Source organism: Parabacteroides sp. AM08-6 (assembly GCF_003473295.1).
Taxonomy (GTDB): Bacteria; Bacteroidota; Bacteroidia; order Bacteroidales; family Tannerellaceae; genus Parabacteroides.
Genome location: NZ_QRMP01000032.1, coordinates 1 through 14,193 on the forward strand (window position 1 = coordinate 1; position 14,193 = coordinate 14,193).

Genomic DNA, 14,193 nt, shown 5'->3' on the forward strand with positions numbered 1-14,193 from the left:
ATCTGAGCTAGTTACTTTCATAATTCAACTATTTTTATATTTTTTAAAACTAAGCGTTATGATTACTATTGATAAAAAAGATTTTGTTGTCACTTATCTGCTTGTTGATGGCTATTCAGATTTCATCTTTTCAGTCGACGATGATTTTGCCGAACAAGACATCACCTACGACGAATGTCTAATGATCCTCCGCCAGCTCGAAAAGATGGGCATGATTGAAATCGTCAATCAATTTTTAAACTCGAATGAAATCCAAGTATCCATCAATGCAAGCCTGTACGATTTCCACTCACGGGGCGGATTTAAAGCACAAGAACTTATACTTTCGACGAAACTTGAAAAACTTGATGCCGAGCTTCAACTTTTGCGTCTTCAACTGGAACCGGACAGACTGGAACAACTTGATAAAGTAGTTTCTATTTTTACGTCTGTCTGCACCATGCTCCCATACGTAAAGTCCACTATGACCTAAGCAAAAACTATTCAGATGGGCAAATAAATCCATGTCAACCGAATGGTAAAGCACAGCTCTTCCCTCTTTCCGGTCCATATAGACCAACTGGTCATTCAAACTGACTGAGCGGATGATGGAGACAACTCTGCCCCGTTCTGTTTGTGTTTCTGTAGTTACTACTATCACTGATTTTGCCATAATATTTATCTATTCAAGTTTCCCTGTTTTTATTTTCTTTGCCATAACTAGTTATTTTTTTATTATTTAGTCAATAATTCTACTTCAGTACATCGTATCCAATGATTATTATTCATACAAATTTCTTTTGTATTTCTATTTATATCTATAACATATCGTTTTTTATTTTTATACATTACCATACTTCCAATACGGCATTGCGTCATAAACACATTCATTCTCATATTATATATGCTTTATCATTTAAAGTTCTAATCTCTTTCACTTTCCCATCTTTTACCAGAAGGTCTATTTCTGTTCTCATTCTCCTACAAACTTCACTTATAAGTTCTATTTCTGTAACATGTAAAGGAGATATATTTTTAGATATTTTCTCCTTATGTAAATATGTAATAATTGCTATTAAATCCATACTATTCAGGTTTTATATTGGGTAGCCATCCAATTGTTATAATTGCTTTTAATTCTTTCACTCCTTTACAAACCCTACAAGTATGTTCCACGTATACATTACGTCCTACTTCTTCAGACCATTTTCCTTGACCACAACAATAAGGACATTCAAAACCTGCAATTTCCAGTTTTTCAGCATCTGTTGTATAAGCAGGGGGTTCAACGGTTACTATACTTGATTTTCGGCTCATATCAATTTGTTTTAAATGTTTTTACTAACAGTTCTATTTCTTTTAAATTCTTGTATTATTTTTTTGTCTCTATTCCCTTTTTCAACATTACATTTACTACACAATGATTGCCAGTTAGAAGAGTCGAAAAAGTCACCACAAACAGGATATGGAATAATGTGGTCTACCACTTCGGCAGGTCGTATCAAACCTTTACTTTTACATATTTCACATAGTGGATGTTCAGCGCGGAATATACGGCTTAAACGAGTCCACCTAGATGTATGATATTCGTCTGAAGAGCGGACACGATTATATCCGGGAGTCTGCTTTTTACACTGTTTTATACCATACATCCTAGTAGCTTTTTTTGCTGGTTTTGTTGCCATGATATTTTATTTAGAATGGAGTTTGATTTTCATAATCACTAAACCGGGTTAAACTTTCATTATAGCGGAAATTAATATCCCCAGACTGTCCATCACGTTGTTTTGCAATACGTAGTATCCCAACCCCTTTTTCTTCATTTTTATCGTAGTATTCGGGACGATGTATCATTAAAACAACATCAGCATCCTGTTCGATTGAACCTGACTCGCGTAAATCTGACAAGATGGGGGTTTTATCGGCTCGTTCCTCACATTTACGTGAAAGTTGAGAAAGTAATAAAACCGGTACGTTAAGAGATTTAGCAAGCTGCTTAGCTTCTTTTGTGGCTTGAGTAACTTCCTGCTCACGAGTATAACTTTTATTGCCGGAACGCATATCTATAAGTTGCAGATAATCTATTATTACCAGACCGCATTTTCCTTTTCGTTGCAAGTTTTTCGCTCTGGACTTTATTTGTCCCATAGAAAGACCAGATGTATCATCTATCGTCACAGGGAGCGAGCTAAGCTTGTCTACAGCGTCACACATTTGTGATTCCGCATCATCCGTCAACCGCGCATTCCGGTAATCATTAGCGTTTAAACGACCAATTGAAATTATAAATCTATCTGTTAATGAAACACTAGACATTTCAAGAGAGAATATAACAACAGGTATTCCGGACATTGCCGCATTTAGAGCAATATTTAATGCAAACGATGTTTTTCCCATAGCCGGACGAGAGGCCAAAATAATTAGTTGTTGTTCTCTTAATCCTGACAATACTCTATCCAGCTTATCCAAACCCGTAGAAATACCACTTTTTAGCCCGTTTGAGACCCTTTCTTTCCTCAATTGGTATAATTCCATAGAGGCGGAAACAGAACTCCTTAAATCGACGTAATTACAGCCGTAAGTTGTAAACACCGCAATATCTTCTATTAGCTTGATTGAATCGGAGATAGTATCATCGATATCTAGGCTATTATCGTATGCCTTAGCCGTTATCGTTTGCCCGGCTACGACAAGCATACGAGCTAAATGCAATTGGTGTAAATACTTGGCATGTTCCAACAAGTTAGAACATGATGCAACTCGACTTATAAGTTCTGACAAATAATAAGCCCCGCCCACCTCATTAAGTTTATTTTCTTTGTTTAAACGATTGAATACAAGAACCATATCCGGAGAATAACCTTCTTGTGACACCGCTTGTATTGCCTGATAAATAAGGGCATGAGCAGGCTTGTAAAACGTTTCTGGCTTTAACAGTACGTCAACTTCATTGATAGCAGTAGACTCTAACATTAACATTCCAAGCACGATTTGTTCAACCTTTTCGCTATATGGAATACTACAACTTTGTATATTGTTTCGAGCTTTCATGTGATTGATTATTATGTTGTTTTTCTTTATCTTCTTTTTCCCAAGTTATAACTGCAGCTTTCCAATCTTTCATTTTGTTTTTGCCTACCATCCAGCCTTTTGACTGGTAAAAATTCCACCAACGAGAGGCATCAACATTGTTGTTTCGTTGCTTGCAATATTCCTCTACTTCAAAAAGTTCTGGGGGGTTAAAAGCTTTAGCTTTTTTCTTTATACTTTCTTTTTTATATTTACTTTCTTTTATTTTATTTGTTCGAAGGTCGTTCGAAGGTCGTTCGAAGGTCGTTCCTTCTTTATTGGCAACAACATCTGTAGCAGCTAAAGCTTTCATCCTACGAACCTCTCCAGATTTAATTCCGGCAAGTATTTGTTGTTTCTTTTTATCTAACATCAACTGCATTCTATCTCTCAATGATTGCGAATAGAAAAAATAATCTTCCGTAACATGGAATAAACCAAAAGAAGAAATAACCGTTTTTAATTTAGCTTCCGACATTTGGAACCTTGCAGCAATCGCAGGTATCAATTCTATAGACATTTTGTATTCCGGTTGTACACGAAGCAGTTCAACCAATCCCCAAAATGCTCCGTATCCCTCCATTCCTAACTGCGATATAAGCAGCATACATTTAGGGTCATTCATCGCATCCGCATCATGCGAAAAATAAAATGTTTCCTTTCTTGACATATTGTATAATTTTATTTCATTTCACGTTGCATTTCCTTATTGCAAACCGGACAATTCGGAATAGCCATATCAAGCCATTTCGCCGATACTCGAACAGTATATCCGCATTCTAAACAAGTACATTTATGTATCCGACATTTATCAGGTTTCTGCGAAGCAGACAAACAATTAGTAGGTACTAAAGGCGCATGAGGAAACATGCCTATTTTTTTCTCTATCAACCTAAAACGAGCTTGCAAATCTTGTCCAGCAGCACTTGAAGACATTTTGCCCTCCAACCCTATTTTAAGCCCGCATTTTGCAAATTCCTTACCATGCCCACTAATACCACAGGCATGTACCATTTCGTGAGCAACAACAGATAAAACGCCATCTGGACCGCTAATATCAGCAATAGTAGGGTTAATGTAAATTTGGCATTTATTATCGGTTGCCGCTTCAGCTTTCCAGCATACTCCCAAAACACGTCTTTTGCTTAGTCCACCTTTTGCGGGAAAACCAATAGAAATTTTCAAATCAGGAACTTTGTAGTCCGGTTCAAAAAGTGGACGTAATTCGTCCACTGCCATATTTAACCATTCTTCCCGGTTCATAACTCAATATCTTTAAATTGGCTCATCCTCTCTTGATTTATAATGTCAACATCGCATTTAGACACCTCTTTCAAGCCTGTATACAGATTATTGCAACACGCAGCAGCCTCCAATTCCAACACGCTAATTCGTATACGAGAATTTGAACGTTTGTTATCTTTATATCGTTTTACAACTCCGGCTTTAATCCAACCTTCTACAATCACGCGGCCATATCTCTTACTAGCTTCATTCATAGAAATATATGCCGGCTTTTCACCTATATCTATTTCTTTCTTTTTTACCCCGATACCAATCACCCTTTTAATGATTTTTTCGAGCACTTCTTCAGGCATTGCTACAATCATATCAAATTACCTCCTGATTTTTTAACCGTTTAAACATAATGTATACAGCTACACCACTTACACACGTCCAAAAAAGGACATTCCCATTATTTATTTCTGTCTCAGATGCCACAAGAAACAAGCATCCAAGCGAAAAAAACACATACAGATAAGAGAATAGTACTTTCATAATTTTCACCTTAATCTTGTTACTACCACTTCATCAATCATACCACGGTCAGAAACATCAAACAAATACCCTTCTTTACTTTTAAGGTCAGTCGTTGTTGTCCTAACAACTGAAGCTTTAAATTGACGGTTCTTAATTTTCAACTTACTACCTATTGGCATTTCACGTAATGAATCCTTCAAAAGAATTTTCGTTTTAAATTTCGCTTGTGTCATATTCTTTATTATGTTTGTAAATCGTTTAGCTTTATCAATCAGGTTTAGTTGTGTGATTGATTAAGACAATGCAAAGATTGGGTAATATTTTCTCCAAAACAAATATTTAGAAGAAAATATTATCCATATTAACTATAATTAATATTAATGCCATGAATGTAAAGGATGGAATTTTAGAATATCTCAAGAATAAAGATATCAGCATAACGAGAGCAGAATCAACGTTAGGGTGGTCAAAAGGAGCATTACTTAAAGCCAACAGCATATCAAGCGACAGATTAAGGGAATTTATTCTCCAATTTAATGACCTTAATTTAGATTGGCTTATCACAGGTAAAGGGGAAATGCTAAAAAACACATCCATAGAAAAAGCATCCATCAACTACGAGTATAAAGGAGCACCATATTATAATGTAGACTTTATCGGTGGTTTCGATTTGGTATACAATAATCAATCAATAAAACCTGATTACTACATTGATTTTGAGCCATACAACAAACCCGGTGTTATCTGGTGTAACATCACCGGTCATTCTATGGAACCGGAATTAAACAACGGAGATTTTATTGCGATGAAAGAAATGACCTCTCCTATAGAGTATCTACCGTACGGTGAAATATACGGGATTGTAACAGATGATTACCGCACAGTAAAACGTATGACATCTTCGGATAAGCCCGGTTTTGTGCACCTAATTCCCACTAACAAAAGCCCGGAGTTCCAACCTCAGGACATTCCTGTAAGCATAATCCGTAAAGTTTACGCTGTACTTGGAAGCATGCACAGATTATTTTAAATACGCCTACAAACAAGAAAACAATCAACAATAAACAATAAACATTATGAAAAACAATTCATTATTTATCATTGGAACATTGCTATTAAGTATATCATGTATATCTAAAGATAATATCAAAAGTGATAAAGATATAATCACAGAGTATTTAAACAAAAATGAAAATACATCAAACGTTATTGAATTTGAAGAAATTTCAGAACCAGACAGTTTATACTCTCCATACAACAAACTACTATCTTTAAGTTATATAAGTGCATCAATATCCCTTGATATGACTAAATATTCATCAAGAGCATGGGAAGTTAAAAGCAAAAAGGAAGCTTTTGCATTATTAGACAGTGCCACATATTTATTTAACAAAGATAGTCATTCTCTTGATTCCGTATTATTTCAATCTGCAATGGCCATAGATTTCCCAAAATACGAACCTGGAGAAATAAACAGAAAAGCAGTTATTGCAAAATATAAAATAAATGGAGAGTCACACGAAAATATATTCTTTTTTAATCGCGACACTAATACGATAGGACATACATCTGATGAAAATAAGCTATTGCTTATTAAAGCAAAAAAAGGAATATCGGCAATGAATGACACATATAGGGAAGTCTTAAGAGATAGGAGTGACATTAGAAATCTATAAAAAAATCCCCGCACGACTCAAATGCGGGGATTGGTGTAATTAAAAAACAAAGCGCGTTAAAGAACAGCACTTATTGAGCCTAATTTCTTTGACAGGTCGTTTAATGCCATTTTAAGCGTGTATAGCTCTTCTTCTGTAAATGAAGACTCCTTACCATTTACAATATCTCCATTCAATTTATGAGCCAGCCAGCTACGTGTTTTACCAAAATAATTTTGAGCGATATAAGACATGGATACTATTTTCGTAACCTCTCCCATCTTTTCCGACACTGTTAGTTCATCAAGACGGTTGGTCGTCTCTTTTATCAAACGTTCCAATGCCTCACCATATGCAATAGGGTCACTATTTTGTAACGAGAACATTGCATTTTTAACAGCGTCCTTTTCTTCTTTTGTCTTCGCTGTCCTTTTGCGGATAGCCAATTCTTTTATCTTATCGTACATATTCGTTTGATTTAGCCGGGGCTTTAACTGCCCCGGCTGGTGATTACTTCTTTTTTAATTTATCCTCAAGTTCCTTTATTTCTTTATCCGCTATCCTTTTCTGATATCCGGCATCGAATTTTTTGTAATACTCAAGGTAAAATAGCAGGTCCTCTTCTGCCTCTTTCTGTTCTTTACTTTTACGCTTCATCACCTCCTTTGTTTTTAATTACAATACAAAGATAATCAACATTTGTTTATTACGCAAGCAAAAACCGAATTATTTTCAACATTTGTTTATTATTTAACATTTGTACCAAAAACATAATCTATAACTTTCCGATTTGCACGGTCAACAATCTCCCAATCTCTAGCGACATAAACGTCTGTTATATTGTGCCCAGACTTATGATTAAGGCAAAAGGCAATATCATCCATTGAAACACCACATTCATTTCTGGCAATGGTAGCCCATGAACGCCGGGCAAAGTACATATTTATTTCTGGAACACCTATCATATTCCCAACTGCTTTAATATGCGAGTTAAGTTTATGATTAAATTGGTCATGGCTAGCATATCGGGTAAAAAAATTAAAAGCCCTATCCCCTAACAAGTCTTTATAACGCTCCATGTAAGGCAATAGTTCCGGTTCTATCCTTACTGAAAAAAAAGCCTTATCCGCACGTTTAGCACTTGTTTTCCTACGTTCATAGTTGAACCTTCCATGAGATTCAGGTAAAAGATGGTATAAATCTGCTGTATTCATCCCTACTAACAAGAAAGACATAATGAAAACATCTCTGGCTATTAATTTACCCATGCAATTAATATCAAAACGACATTCCGTTATGGCTCTTATCTGTTCACGACTTAACGCATATTTACTAGGAGCGTTATATTTCGGAAGTCGATATTTCGAAAATGGATTATTTGCAATACGGATAATACCACGGTCTTCGTCATTAAGCTCATCCTTTGCAATATTGAAAATACGTTGAATATTACCAATGTACAATTTAACACCTGCACTGGAAATAGTAACTTCCTTTTTTTTTGAGACTAAGGAAGGTTGTTGTCTTAACCATTCTTCAAACCGACGCAACAAGTTAGACGTTATATCCGAAAAATTCAATTCTCTAGACCCTATAAAAGCCTCCAGCCGTCGCAATCCAACTTCCATATTTTCGTAAGAAGGTTTACCGGAAGACTTAAAATCACGAATCACCTTATACCCATAATCAAAAAAGTTTATCTGATCTAAATTTCTTCCAGCTAATAAATCTTCTGCTTTTTTAGCAAGTTCTTTTGCTGTATAATTATTGATGCTGTTGCCAATACCGGAAAACATTTTTCTTATCCGAAGCACATCCAACATCACCTCGTCATAAATAAAATTATTCCTCTTCTTTAACTGATAGTTCTTATCAAGACTGGAACTATCTACATAATGTGTAGTAGCAATGTAAGAAGATTTTCGGTTATGTGTAATTCTTATCTTAACATTATATGTTCCATCATCCTTTTTCTGCTGTTTAAGAATAACATGCGATACTGTTGCCATTGTAAAACATTTTTAGATTATACGATTTTACTCGTAAAACAATTGTAAAACTTCAGGCAGTAAAAGTACATATTTTGTTTGTATTTTTAAAATCAAGCGAAAGACAAAAACACATATAACAAACTAAAAATCAAGTAGTTCTTTATAAAGACGTTGTACCGGAAGCCCCATTACGTTATAAAAAGAACCATTTATAGCTTCGACTCCTATATAGCCAATCCATTCCTGTACGCCATAAGCTCCAGCTTTGTCGAACGGACGATATTTGTCCACATAATAGATAATATCTTCCTTGCTTAGTTTTGTAAAACTTACGGCTGTAGAAACGGAAAAAGAAACTTGCTTCTCTTTTGTCATCACACAAACACCGGTTACAACTTCATGCACATGTTCTGATAATCTCAGTAACATTTGAATAGCCTCTTCCCTATCAGCCGGTTTTCCCATGATTTCATCAAATGTCCATACAATTGTATCTGCCGTAATCAACAATACATTTTCGGAATGCGAAACCATATCCATGTAAGCGGCTGCTTTCTTTCTCGCTAAATATTCGGGAACAGCTTCGGCTTTTAAGCTTTCGGGATACGATTCTTCTATTCCGGGAATGACCTGAACATCGAAACTGACATCCAGACCAGCCAATAATTCACGACGCCGGGGAGAGTTAGAACCCAGTATCACTTTATATTTGTTTAAATTAGAGAGCATACTCTTTCTATTTATCATTGTTATTGCATTCACCAGCCAAAAGCCTCATCACCCATCCAATGCCCTTGCGCTTTCATTGTCTGTTCTATTACATCCCGAGCTACGCCTTCACCCCCTTTTTTTTGTGAAATATACTTCGCGATGTTTTTTATTTCAGGAGCTGCATCAGCCGGAGCGACTGGCAAACCGACCAACTGCATGACTTCATAATCGGGGATATCGTCACCGGCATACATGACCTCTTCCGGCTTCAATCCTGTTTTCTTCAAAAAATCATTGTAATCGTGTACTTTCACCGCACTTTTCATATAAATATGCGTAATTCCCAAACGGGAAAAACGAATCTCTACAGCTTCGGTATAACCTCCGGTTATGATTGCCACCTGATAACCTTTTTTCACAGCCAACTGCAAGGCATACCCATCTTTTATATTTACCGTGCGCATCGGATCACCATTCGGATGCAATGGTATTACATCACAAGACAAGACACCGTCTACATCGAATACAAATGCTTTTATCTTTTTCAGGTCATAATTAATACTACTCATATTGGGCCTCCTTATGTATACTCCGGCTGATAAGCTGATAGATGGATTTCATATCCGAATCCGACAGCATAGCCAGATGTTTATTCATCACATTCTCATCATAACGGACAGCAGGACCGGTCTGAGCCTGCGCCGGAGTCATGCTATGTATTTTAGCTGCCGTTTCATCTATCAACGGCAATAAAACATCCGCCGGTATCCCCTGCTCTCCCAGCAATTTAGCAGCCAACGCATAAATATGATTGGTAAAATTACAGGCAAACACCGCCGACAAATGCAAATATTTCCGCTTATCGGAAGAAAGAAAGCGAACATTTTCCGACAAGGTAGATGCAACCTCACACAACACCTCGGCCACATCCGGCGTATTGGCTTCCAGAAAAAAAGGTATCATGGAGAAATCGACCTCACGGGCCTTACTGAATGTTTGCAAAGGGTAGAGAACACCATATTTCGCAGCATACCCGCTAAACACATCCATAGGCATGCTACCTGCCGTATGTACCCAAATCCCATTATTGGAAGGAACACGCGAGATGACTTCTGCCAATACGGCATCTTTCAGGGAAAACAAATATAAACCGGCATCCTCAACAATCTCTTCCGGGATTATCGTCCAAGGACATCCCAGTTTTCCTGCCAATTGTTTAGCATTGGCTTCCGTATGACTGTATACCTGACAAACAGGCATCCCTATCCGATACATTTCCAGCGATAAACGTGTTGCTAAATTCCCGGCTCCTATCAAGACGATTTTCATGCTTCTTCTCCCGCTTTATTTCCTTCCGGAGCGGAGTAAGCTCCCAAATGTACCTTTTCCCATTGCAAATGAGCCTCGTCAAAAGGTTTACGTTCCTGGTCCTTATAACCAAAGCCGATAATAGACAACACATCCAGTTGATAAGGAATATTCAATAAGTCTCGTACATACTGATTGGCATCCGTATCGTCCGCGGTAAAACGATTCCGTATCTGACACCAACAGCTGCCAAGCCCCAAATCTTCAGCCTGCAACTGCATATAGATGGAAGCAACAGAGGCATCTTCCACCCAAACATCGCTTTCCATCACATTTGCAAGCACGACTACCGCCAAAGCGCAACCTTCCAGAAATGCAGAACCGGCTTTTTTGCAAGTGGCAAGTTTAGCCAGCATTTCTTTATCTTCCACAACTACAAATTGCCACGGATTACTACGTTTGGAAGCCGGAGCCATCAAGGCGGCTCTCAGAATCATTTCCACTTGTTCCGGGTTCAATAACCGGTCGGTAAACTTACGGGTACTTCTTCTCGTTTTTATTAATGTTGCGAAACTTTCCATCTTTCTCTAAATTTGTATTCGGAGTTCTTTCTCTCTGTTACACGCAAGAGAGAAAAAAAGCTTTAATTTCTTCACGATTGGCAAAGATAGGGATATTTTTTTGCCTGCTTTATATACGCTTCCTCCTTTTTTTCCGTTAATAAGAAGATAACAATTTTGAATATGAGAATTCGTGCGATAGCTGCACTGCTATATATAATAATTTCTACAAGTGTTTTCGGTCAGGACCGTGTTAAGATAACCGGCTACATACGTGATGCCGACGGAAGTCCTCTTGAATTGGTCAACGTCAGGGTTAAAAACACGCTAAACGGGACAATGAGTAACGAAAAAGGATACTACTCTGTCTCCGTTGCAACAGGTGATTCTGTCACTTTAATATATTCGTGCCTGGGATATAACAAGGCAGAACGTATCATTCCGGAACTGACAAAAGATATGCGGATTAATGTACAGATGAATTACACATCGATTGAACTGGGCGAGGTGGTAACCACCGCTACCCGGAGGCAAACCACTACACTGGAAACATTGAATGCCGACAAAGTAAAACTCCTTCCGGACCCGGCAGGAGGCAGTATTGAGAGTTTGGTAGTCACTTTTGCCGGCGTTTCGTCCAATAATGAGTTGAGTTCACAGTACTCGGTTCGCGGAGGAAGCTATGACGAAAATATCGTTTATGTTAATGGGCTTGAAGTATTCCGGCCTTTATTAATCCGTTCCGGACAGCAGGAAGGGTTGAGCTTTATCAATCCGGACATGACCGAATCGGTTAACTTCTCATCCGGGGGCTTTGACGCACAATATGGCGACAAAATGAGTTCAGTCTTGGATATCACGTACAAAAAGCCCCAAAGCTTCGAAGGTTCGGCCTCAGCAAGTCTATTAGGTGCGAATGCTTACATAGGCAGTTCCACAAAGAAATTCACCCAAGTCACCGGTTTCCGGTATAAAACCGGCCGTTCACTTTTGAAGACCACCGACACTGATGCGGAATATGACCCAAACTTCATTGATGTACAAACGTTTATAACTTACAAGCCAGCCCCAAAATGGGAAATCAATGTATTAGGGAATTTGGCGGTAAACAACTATAAATTTACTCCATACAGCCGTGAAACCTCATTCGGAACCGTGGAAAACGCTAAAAAATTCAAAGTATATTTCAATGGAAAAGAACAAGATAAATTCCAAACCATATTCGGCGCTTTAACCCTAAAACATGCCCCCAATGAGAATACGGAACTCGGCCTTCAAGCTTCTGCTTTTACCAGCAAAGAAGAAGAAAGTTATGATATTTCCGGAGAATACTGGTTGGGAGATGCAGCTGATATAGGAAATGGTGGAGACATGGAGCAACTGAACGTAGCCCGTTACCATGAACATGCCCGTAATCGCCTCCATTCCAACATTATGAATGTAGGACATTTCGGAAGTATCCGACTGAAAAGCAATACATTAAAATGGGGCGCGACAGTGCAGATGGAAAAGATAAACGACAAAATCAGCGAATGGGAAAAACGGGATTCTGCCGGCTACTCACTTCCTCAAGGAGGAGAAACGGTTAATGTTATCGCTAATCTTTTCTCCGACAACAAACTGGAGAGTACACGTCTGTCAGCATACCTGCAAGATGAGTTCAGATTCCGGATCAAACAAGGATTATTCAGGCTGGTCGGTGGAGTCAGAGGCAGTTATTGGAGTTACAACAAGGAATTCATATTCAGTCCACGCGCTTCTTTAGGCTTTATACCGAACTTCGACCAGAATCTGACATTCCGCCTGGCCTCAGGCCTCTATTATCAATCGCCTTTTTATAAGGAATTGAGGACAACCGTATCAGATGAAAACGGTAATAGCGTCATTCAATTGAACCAAGATTTGAAATCCCAGCGTTCGATTCACATAATACTCGGAGGCGACTATACATTCCGTGCTTCCGACCGGAACTTTAAGGTCAGCGCGGATATGTATTACAAAAAGTTAGACAATATTGTACCTTATACCGTCGATAATGTAAAAATCCGCTATTACGGAGAGAATTGCGCCAAAGGTCATGCAATGGGTATCGATTTCAAATTCTTCGGTGAATTTGTCCCCGGTACTGACTCTTGGATTAGCTTTTCCTTAATGAAAGCGGAACAAAGTATTCGCGGAGGAAATTATCTCCCAATGCCTAACAGTCAAGGATATAATGTTTCACTGTTCTTCCAAGACTATTTTCCCGGATATAAAAGAGTCAAACTGAACTTAAAAGGCGTATTGTCGGGAGGCTTGCCTATCACTGCTCCCCGTAAAGGCTATGAAGACGGATATTTCCGTACACCCGTCTACAAACGTGTGGACCTTGGCTTCTCATACCAATTGGCAGGAGGAGAAGATGCTATTATGGACCGGGGCCTTTTCAGGCATCTGAAAAACATTTGGCTCGGTTTGGATGTATTCAATCTTTTCGATATCAAAAACACAAGTTCCTACTATTGGATTACTAATATTGACAACCAACAATATGCTATTCCAAACTATCTGACAGGCCGGCAGCTGAATGTGCGTCTTATTGTCGATTTTTAGTTTTGATAAGTTTGATTATCGTTAAAAAAACATCCCTAAATGATGCTGATAAATATTAATGAAATATTTCCTCATTAACAAAAAGAGTGTACCTTTGTCGAGATAGAACAAAACGATATTAAATAACTAAATTATTATTGACATGGAACTTACACACATCGAACACTTGGGTATTGCAGTAAAGAGCATCGAAGCTTGTCTGCCATATTACGAACAAGTTTTAGGACTCAAATGCTACAACATTGAAGAAGTTGCGGATCAGAAAGTAAAAACCGCATTCTTTAAAGTAGGCCAGACTAAAATCGAATTACTGGAACCGACCAGCGAAGACAGTACTATCGCCAAATTCATAGAAAAGAAAGGCGAAGGTATCCACCATATCGCATTCGCAGTTCCCGATGTGCAAGCTGCGTTGGACGAAGCCGAAGCTAAAGGTGTTAAGTTGATTGACAAAGCTCCGCGTGGCGGTGCTGAAGGTTTGAGTATCGCATTCCTTCACCCGAAATCGACCTGCAGTGTTCTGACAGAACTTTGTATGCCGGGTAAATAATCTTCGACTGATGTAGA

The 14,193-nt window shown here is 38.2% G+C and carries 20 protein-coding genes; 5 read left to right on the top strand and 15 right to left on the bottom strand.

Annotated elements, in window-relative coordinates:
* Window positions 1-472: hypothetical protein (locus DW103_RS15235; RefSeq protein WP_233545712.1), on the top strand; the 472-nt coding region annotated here is incomplete at its 5' end.
* Between the two features lie 400 nt (window positions 473-872).
* Here DW103_RS15235 and DW103_RS15240 read toward each other — a convergent pair.
* From DW103_RS15240 to DW103_RS15275, 8 genes are all read right to left on the bottom strand, one after another.
* Complete coding sequence (locus DW103_RS15240; protein ID WP_122277671.1) at window positions 873-1,064, bottom strand: hypothetical protein; 192 nt, start codon at window positions 1,062-1,064, stop codon at window positions 873-875.
* A 1-nt stretch (window position 1,065) separates the two neighbouring features.
* Window positions 1,066-1,296, bottom strand: coding sequence for a hypothetical protein (locus DW103_RS15245; protein ID WP_122277673.1), 231 nt, complete (start codon window positions 1,294-1,296; stop codon window positions 1,066-1,068).
* A gap of 11 nt (window positions 1,297-1,307) precedes the next feature.
* Window positions 1,308-1,664, bottom strand: a complete 357-nt coding sequence (locus DW103_RS15250) for an HNH endonuclease signature motif containing protein (protein WP_122277675.1) — start codon at window positions 1,662-1,664, stop codon at window positions 1,308-1,310.
* A 10-nt stretch (window positions 1,665-1,674) separates the two neighbouring features.
* A complete protein-coding gene (dnaB, locus tag DW103_RS15255) occupies window positions 1,675-3,030 on the bottom strand; it encodes a replicative DNA helicase (RefSeq protein WP_122277677.1) in 1,356 nt (451 codons plus the stop codon).
* Window positions 2,999-3,718 carry a Lin1244/Lin1753 domain-containing protein gene (locus DW103_RS15260; RefSeq protein ID WP_122277679.1) on the bottom strand — a complete coding sequence of 240 codons (720 nt, stop codon included), beginning with the start codon at window positions 3,716-3,718 and terminating at the stop codon, window positions 2,999-3,001. The genes dnaB and DW103_RS15260 overlap by 32 nt, the downstream gene beginning before the upstream one ends.
* A gap of 11 nt (window positions 3,719-3,729) precedes the next feature.
* A complete protein-coding gene (locus DW103_RS15265) occupies window positions 3,730-4,311 on the bottom strand; it encodes a SprT-like domain-containing protein (protein WP_122277681.1) in 582 nt (193 codons plus the stop codon).
* Window positions 4,308-4,658: a hypothetical protein gene (locus DW103_RS15270; RefSeq protein WP_122277683.1), complete on the bottom strand. Its 351-nt coding sequence runs from the start codon at window positions 4,656-4,658 to the stop codon at window positions 4,308-4,310. Before DW103_RS15270 ends, DW103_RS15265 begins: the two co-directional genes overlap by 4 nt.
* Window positions 4,659-4,832: 174 nt before the next feature.
* Complete coding sequence (locus DW103_RS15275) at window positions 4,833-5,042, bottom strand: hypothetical protein (protein ID WP_122277685.1); 210 nt, start codon at window positions 5,040-5,042, stop codon at window positions 4,833-4,835.
* 152 nt (window positions 5,043-5,194) lie between these two features.
* Between DW103_RS15275 and DW103_RS15280 the strand changes: the two genes are divergently transcribed.
* A complete protein-coding gene (locus tag DW103_RS15280) occupies window positions 5,195-5,839 on the top strand; it encodes a S24 family peptidase (RefSeq protein WP_122277687.1) in 645 nt (214 codons plus the stop codon).
* Window positions 5,840-5,885: 46 nt separating this feature from the next.
* Complete coding sequence (locus DW103_RS15285) at window positions 5,886-6,485, top strand: hypothetical protein (protein WP_147381223.1); 600 nt, start codon at window positions 5,886-5,888, stop codon at window positions 6,483-6,485.
* Between the two features lie 56 nt (window positions 6,486-6,541).
* Here the strand turns inward: DW103_RS15285 and DW103_RS15290 are convergent, their stop codons facing one another.
* From DW103_RS15290 to DW103_RS15315, 7 genes are all read right to left on the bottom strand, one after another.
* Window positions 6,542-6,931 carry a DUF5053 domain-containing protein gene (locus DW103_RS15290; protein ID WP_122277691.1) on the bottom strand — a complete coding sequence of 130 codons (390 nt, stop codon included), beginning with the start codon at window positions 6,929-6,931 and terminating at the stop codon, window positions 6,542-6,544.
* 43 nt (window positions 6,932-6,974) lie between these two features.
* Window positions 6,975-7,121, bottom strand: a complete 147-nt coding sequence (locus DW103_RS18285) for a hypothetical protein (protein ID WP_199653036.1) — start codon at window positions 7,119-7,121, stop codon at window positions 6,975-6,977.
* Window positions 7,122-7,210: 89 nt separating this feature from the next.
* Window positions 7,211-8,473, bottom strand: a complete 1,263-nt coding sequence (locus tag DW103_RS15295) for a site-specific integrase (RefSeq protein ID WP_122277693.1) — start codon at window positions 8,471-8,473, stop codon at window positions 7,211-7,213.
* 123 nt (window positions 8,474-8,596) lie between these two features.
* Window positions 8,597-9,184, bottom strand: coding sequence for a Maf-like protein (locus tag DW103_RS15300; RefSeq protein ID WP_122277764.1), 588 nt, complete (start codon window positions 9,182-9,184; stop codon window positions 8,597-8,599).
* Window positions 9,185-9,213: 29 nt separating this feature from the next.
* Window positions 9,214-9,735 carry an HAD family hydrolase gene (locus DW103_RS15305; RefSeq protein WP_122277696.1) on the bottom strand — a complete coding sequence of 174 codons (522 nt, stop codon included), beginning with the start codon at window positions 9,733-9,735 and terminating at the stop codon, window positions 9,214-9,216.
* Complete coding sequence (locus DW103_RS15310) at window positions 9,728-10,495, bottom strand: Rossmann-like and DUF2520 domain-containing protein (protein WP_122277699.1); 768 nt, start codon at window positions 10,493-10,495, stop codon at window positions 9,728-9,730. Before DW103_RS15310 ends, DW103_RS15305 begins: the two co-directional genes overlap by 8 nt.
* Window positions 10,492-11,055, bottom strand: a complete 564-nt coding sequence (locus DW103_RS15315; protein ID WP_122277701.1) for a nitroreductase family protein — start codon at window positions 11,053-11,055, stop codon at window positions 10,492-10,494. The genes DW103_RS15310 and DW103_RS15315 overlap by 4 nt, the downstream gene beginning before the upstream one ends.
* A 162-nt stretch (window positions 11,056-11,217) precedes the next feature.
* Between DW103_RS15315 and DW103_RS15320 the strand changes: the two genes are divergently transcribed.
* Both DW103_RS15320 and mce read left to right on the top strand, forming a co-directional pair.
* On the top strand, window positions 11,218-13,626 hold the full coding sequence (locus DW103_RS15320; protein ID WP_122277703.1) for a TonB-dependent receptor: 2,409 nt from the start codon (window positions 11,218-11,220) through the stop codon (window positions 13,624-13,626).
* 142 nt (window positions 13,627-13,768) lie between these two features.
* Window positions 13,769-14,176: a methylmalonyl-CoA epimerase gene (mce, locus tag DW103_RS15325; RefSeq protein WP_122277705.1), complete on the top strand. Its 408-nt coding sequence runs from the start codon at window positions 13,769-13,771 to the stop codon at window positions 14,174-14,176.
* Window positions 14,177-14,193: the final 17 nt, after the last annotated feature.

Coding starts and splice junctions, on each gene's coding strand:
- DW103_RS15240 (WP_122277671.1), bottom strand. CDS start 1,064: ATGGATTTAATAGCAATTATTACATATTTACATAAGGAGAAAATATCT.
- DW103_RS15245 (WP_122277673.1), bottom strand. CDS start 1,296: ATGAGCCGAAAATCAAGTATAGTAACCGTTGAACCCCCTGCTTATACA.
- DW103_RS15250 (WP_122277675.1), bottom strand. CDS start 1,664: ATGGCAACAAAACCAGCAAAAAAAGCTACTAGGATGTATGGTATAAAA.
- dnaB (WP_122277677.1), bottom strand. CDS start 3,030: ATGAAAGCTCGAAACAATATACAAAGTTGTAGTATTCCATATAGCGAA.
- DW103_RS15260 (WP_122277679.1), bottom strand. CDS start 3,718: ATGTCAAGAAAGGAAACATTTTATTTTTCGCATGATGCGGATGCGATG.
- DW103_RS15265 (WP_122277681.1), bottom strand. CDS start 4,311: ATGAACCGGGAAGAATGGTTAAATATGGCAGTGGACGAATTACGTCCA.
- DW103_RS15270 (WP_122277683.1), bottom strand. CDS start 4,658: ATGATTGTAGCAATGCCTGAAGAAGTGCTCGAAAAAATCATTAAAAGG.
- DW103_RS15275 (WP_122277685.1), bottom strand. CDS start 5,042: ATGACACAAGCGAAATTTAAAACGAAAATTCTTTTGAAGGATTCATTA.
- DW103_RS15280 (WP_122277687.1), top strand. CDS start 5,195: ATGAATGTAAAGGATGGAATTTTAGAATATCTCAAGAATAAAGATATC.
- DW103_RS15285 (WP_147381223.1), top strand. CDS start 5,886: ATGAAAAACAATTCATTATTTATCATTGGAACATTGCTATTAAGTATA.
- DW103_RS15290 (WP_122277691.1), bottom strand. CDS start 6,931: ATGTACGATAAGATAAAAGAATTGGCTATCCGCAAAAGGACAGCGAAG.
- DW103_RS18285 (WP_199653036.1), bottom strand. CDS start 7,121: ATGAAGCGTAAAAGTAAAGAACAGAAAGAGGCAGAAGAGGACCTGCTA.
- DW103_RS15295 (WP_122277693.1), bottom strand. CDS start 8,473: ATGGCAACAGTATCGCATGTTATTCTTAAACAGCAGAAAAAGGATGAT.
- DW103_RS15300 (WP_122277764.1), bottom strand. CDS start 9,184: ATGCTCTCTAATTTAAACAAATATAAAGTGATACTGGGTTCTAACTCT.
- DW103_RS15305 (WP_122277696.1), bottom strand. CDS start 9,735: ATGAGTAGTATTAATTATGACCTGAAAAAGATAAAAGCATTTGTATTC.
- DW103_RS15310 (WP_122277699.1), bottom strand. CDS start 10,495: ATGAAAATCGTCTTGATAGGAGCCGGGAATTTAGCAACACGTTTATCG.
- DW103_RS15315 (WP_122277701.1), bottom strand. CDS start 11,055: ATGGAAAGTTTCGCAACATTAATAAAAACGAGAAGAAGTACCCGTAAG.
- DW103_RS15320 (WP_122277703.1), top strand. CDS start 11,218: ATGAGAATTCGTGCGATAGCTGCACTGCTATATATAATAATTTCTACA.
- mce (WP_122277705.1), top strand. CDS start 13,769: ATGGAACTTACACACATCGAACACTTGGGTATTGCAGTAAAGAGCATC.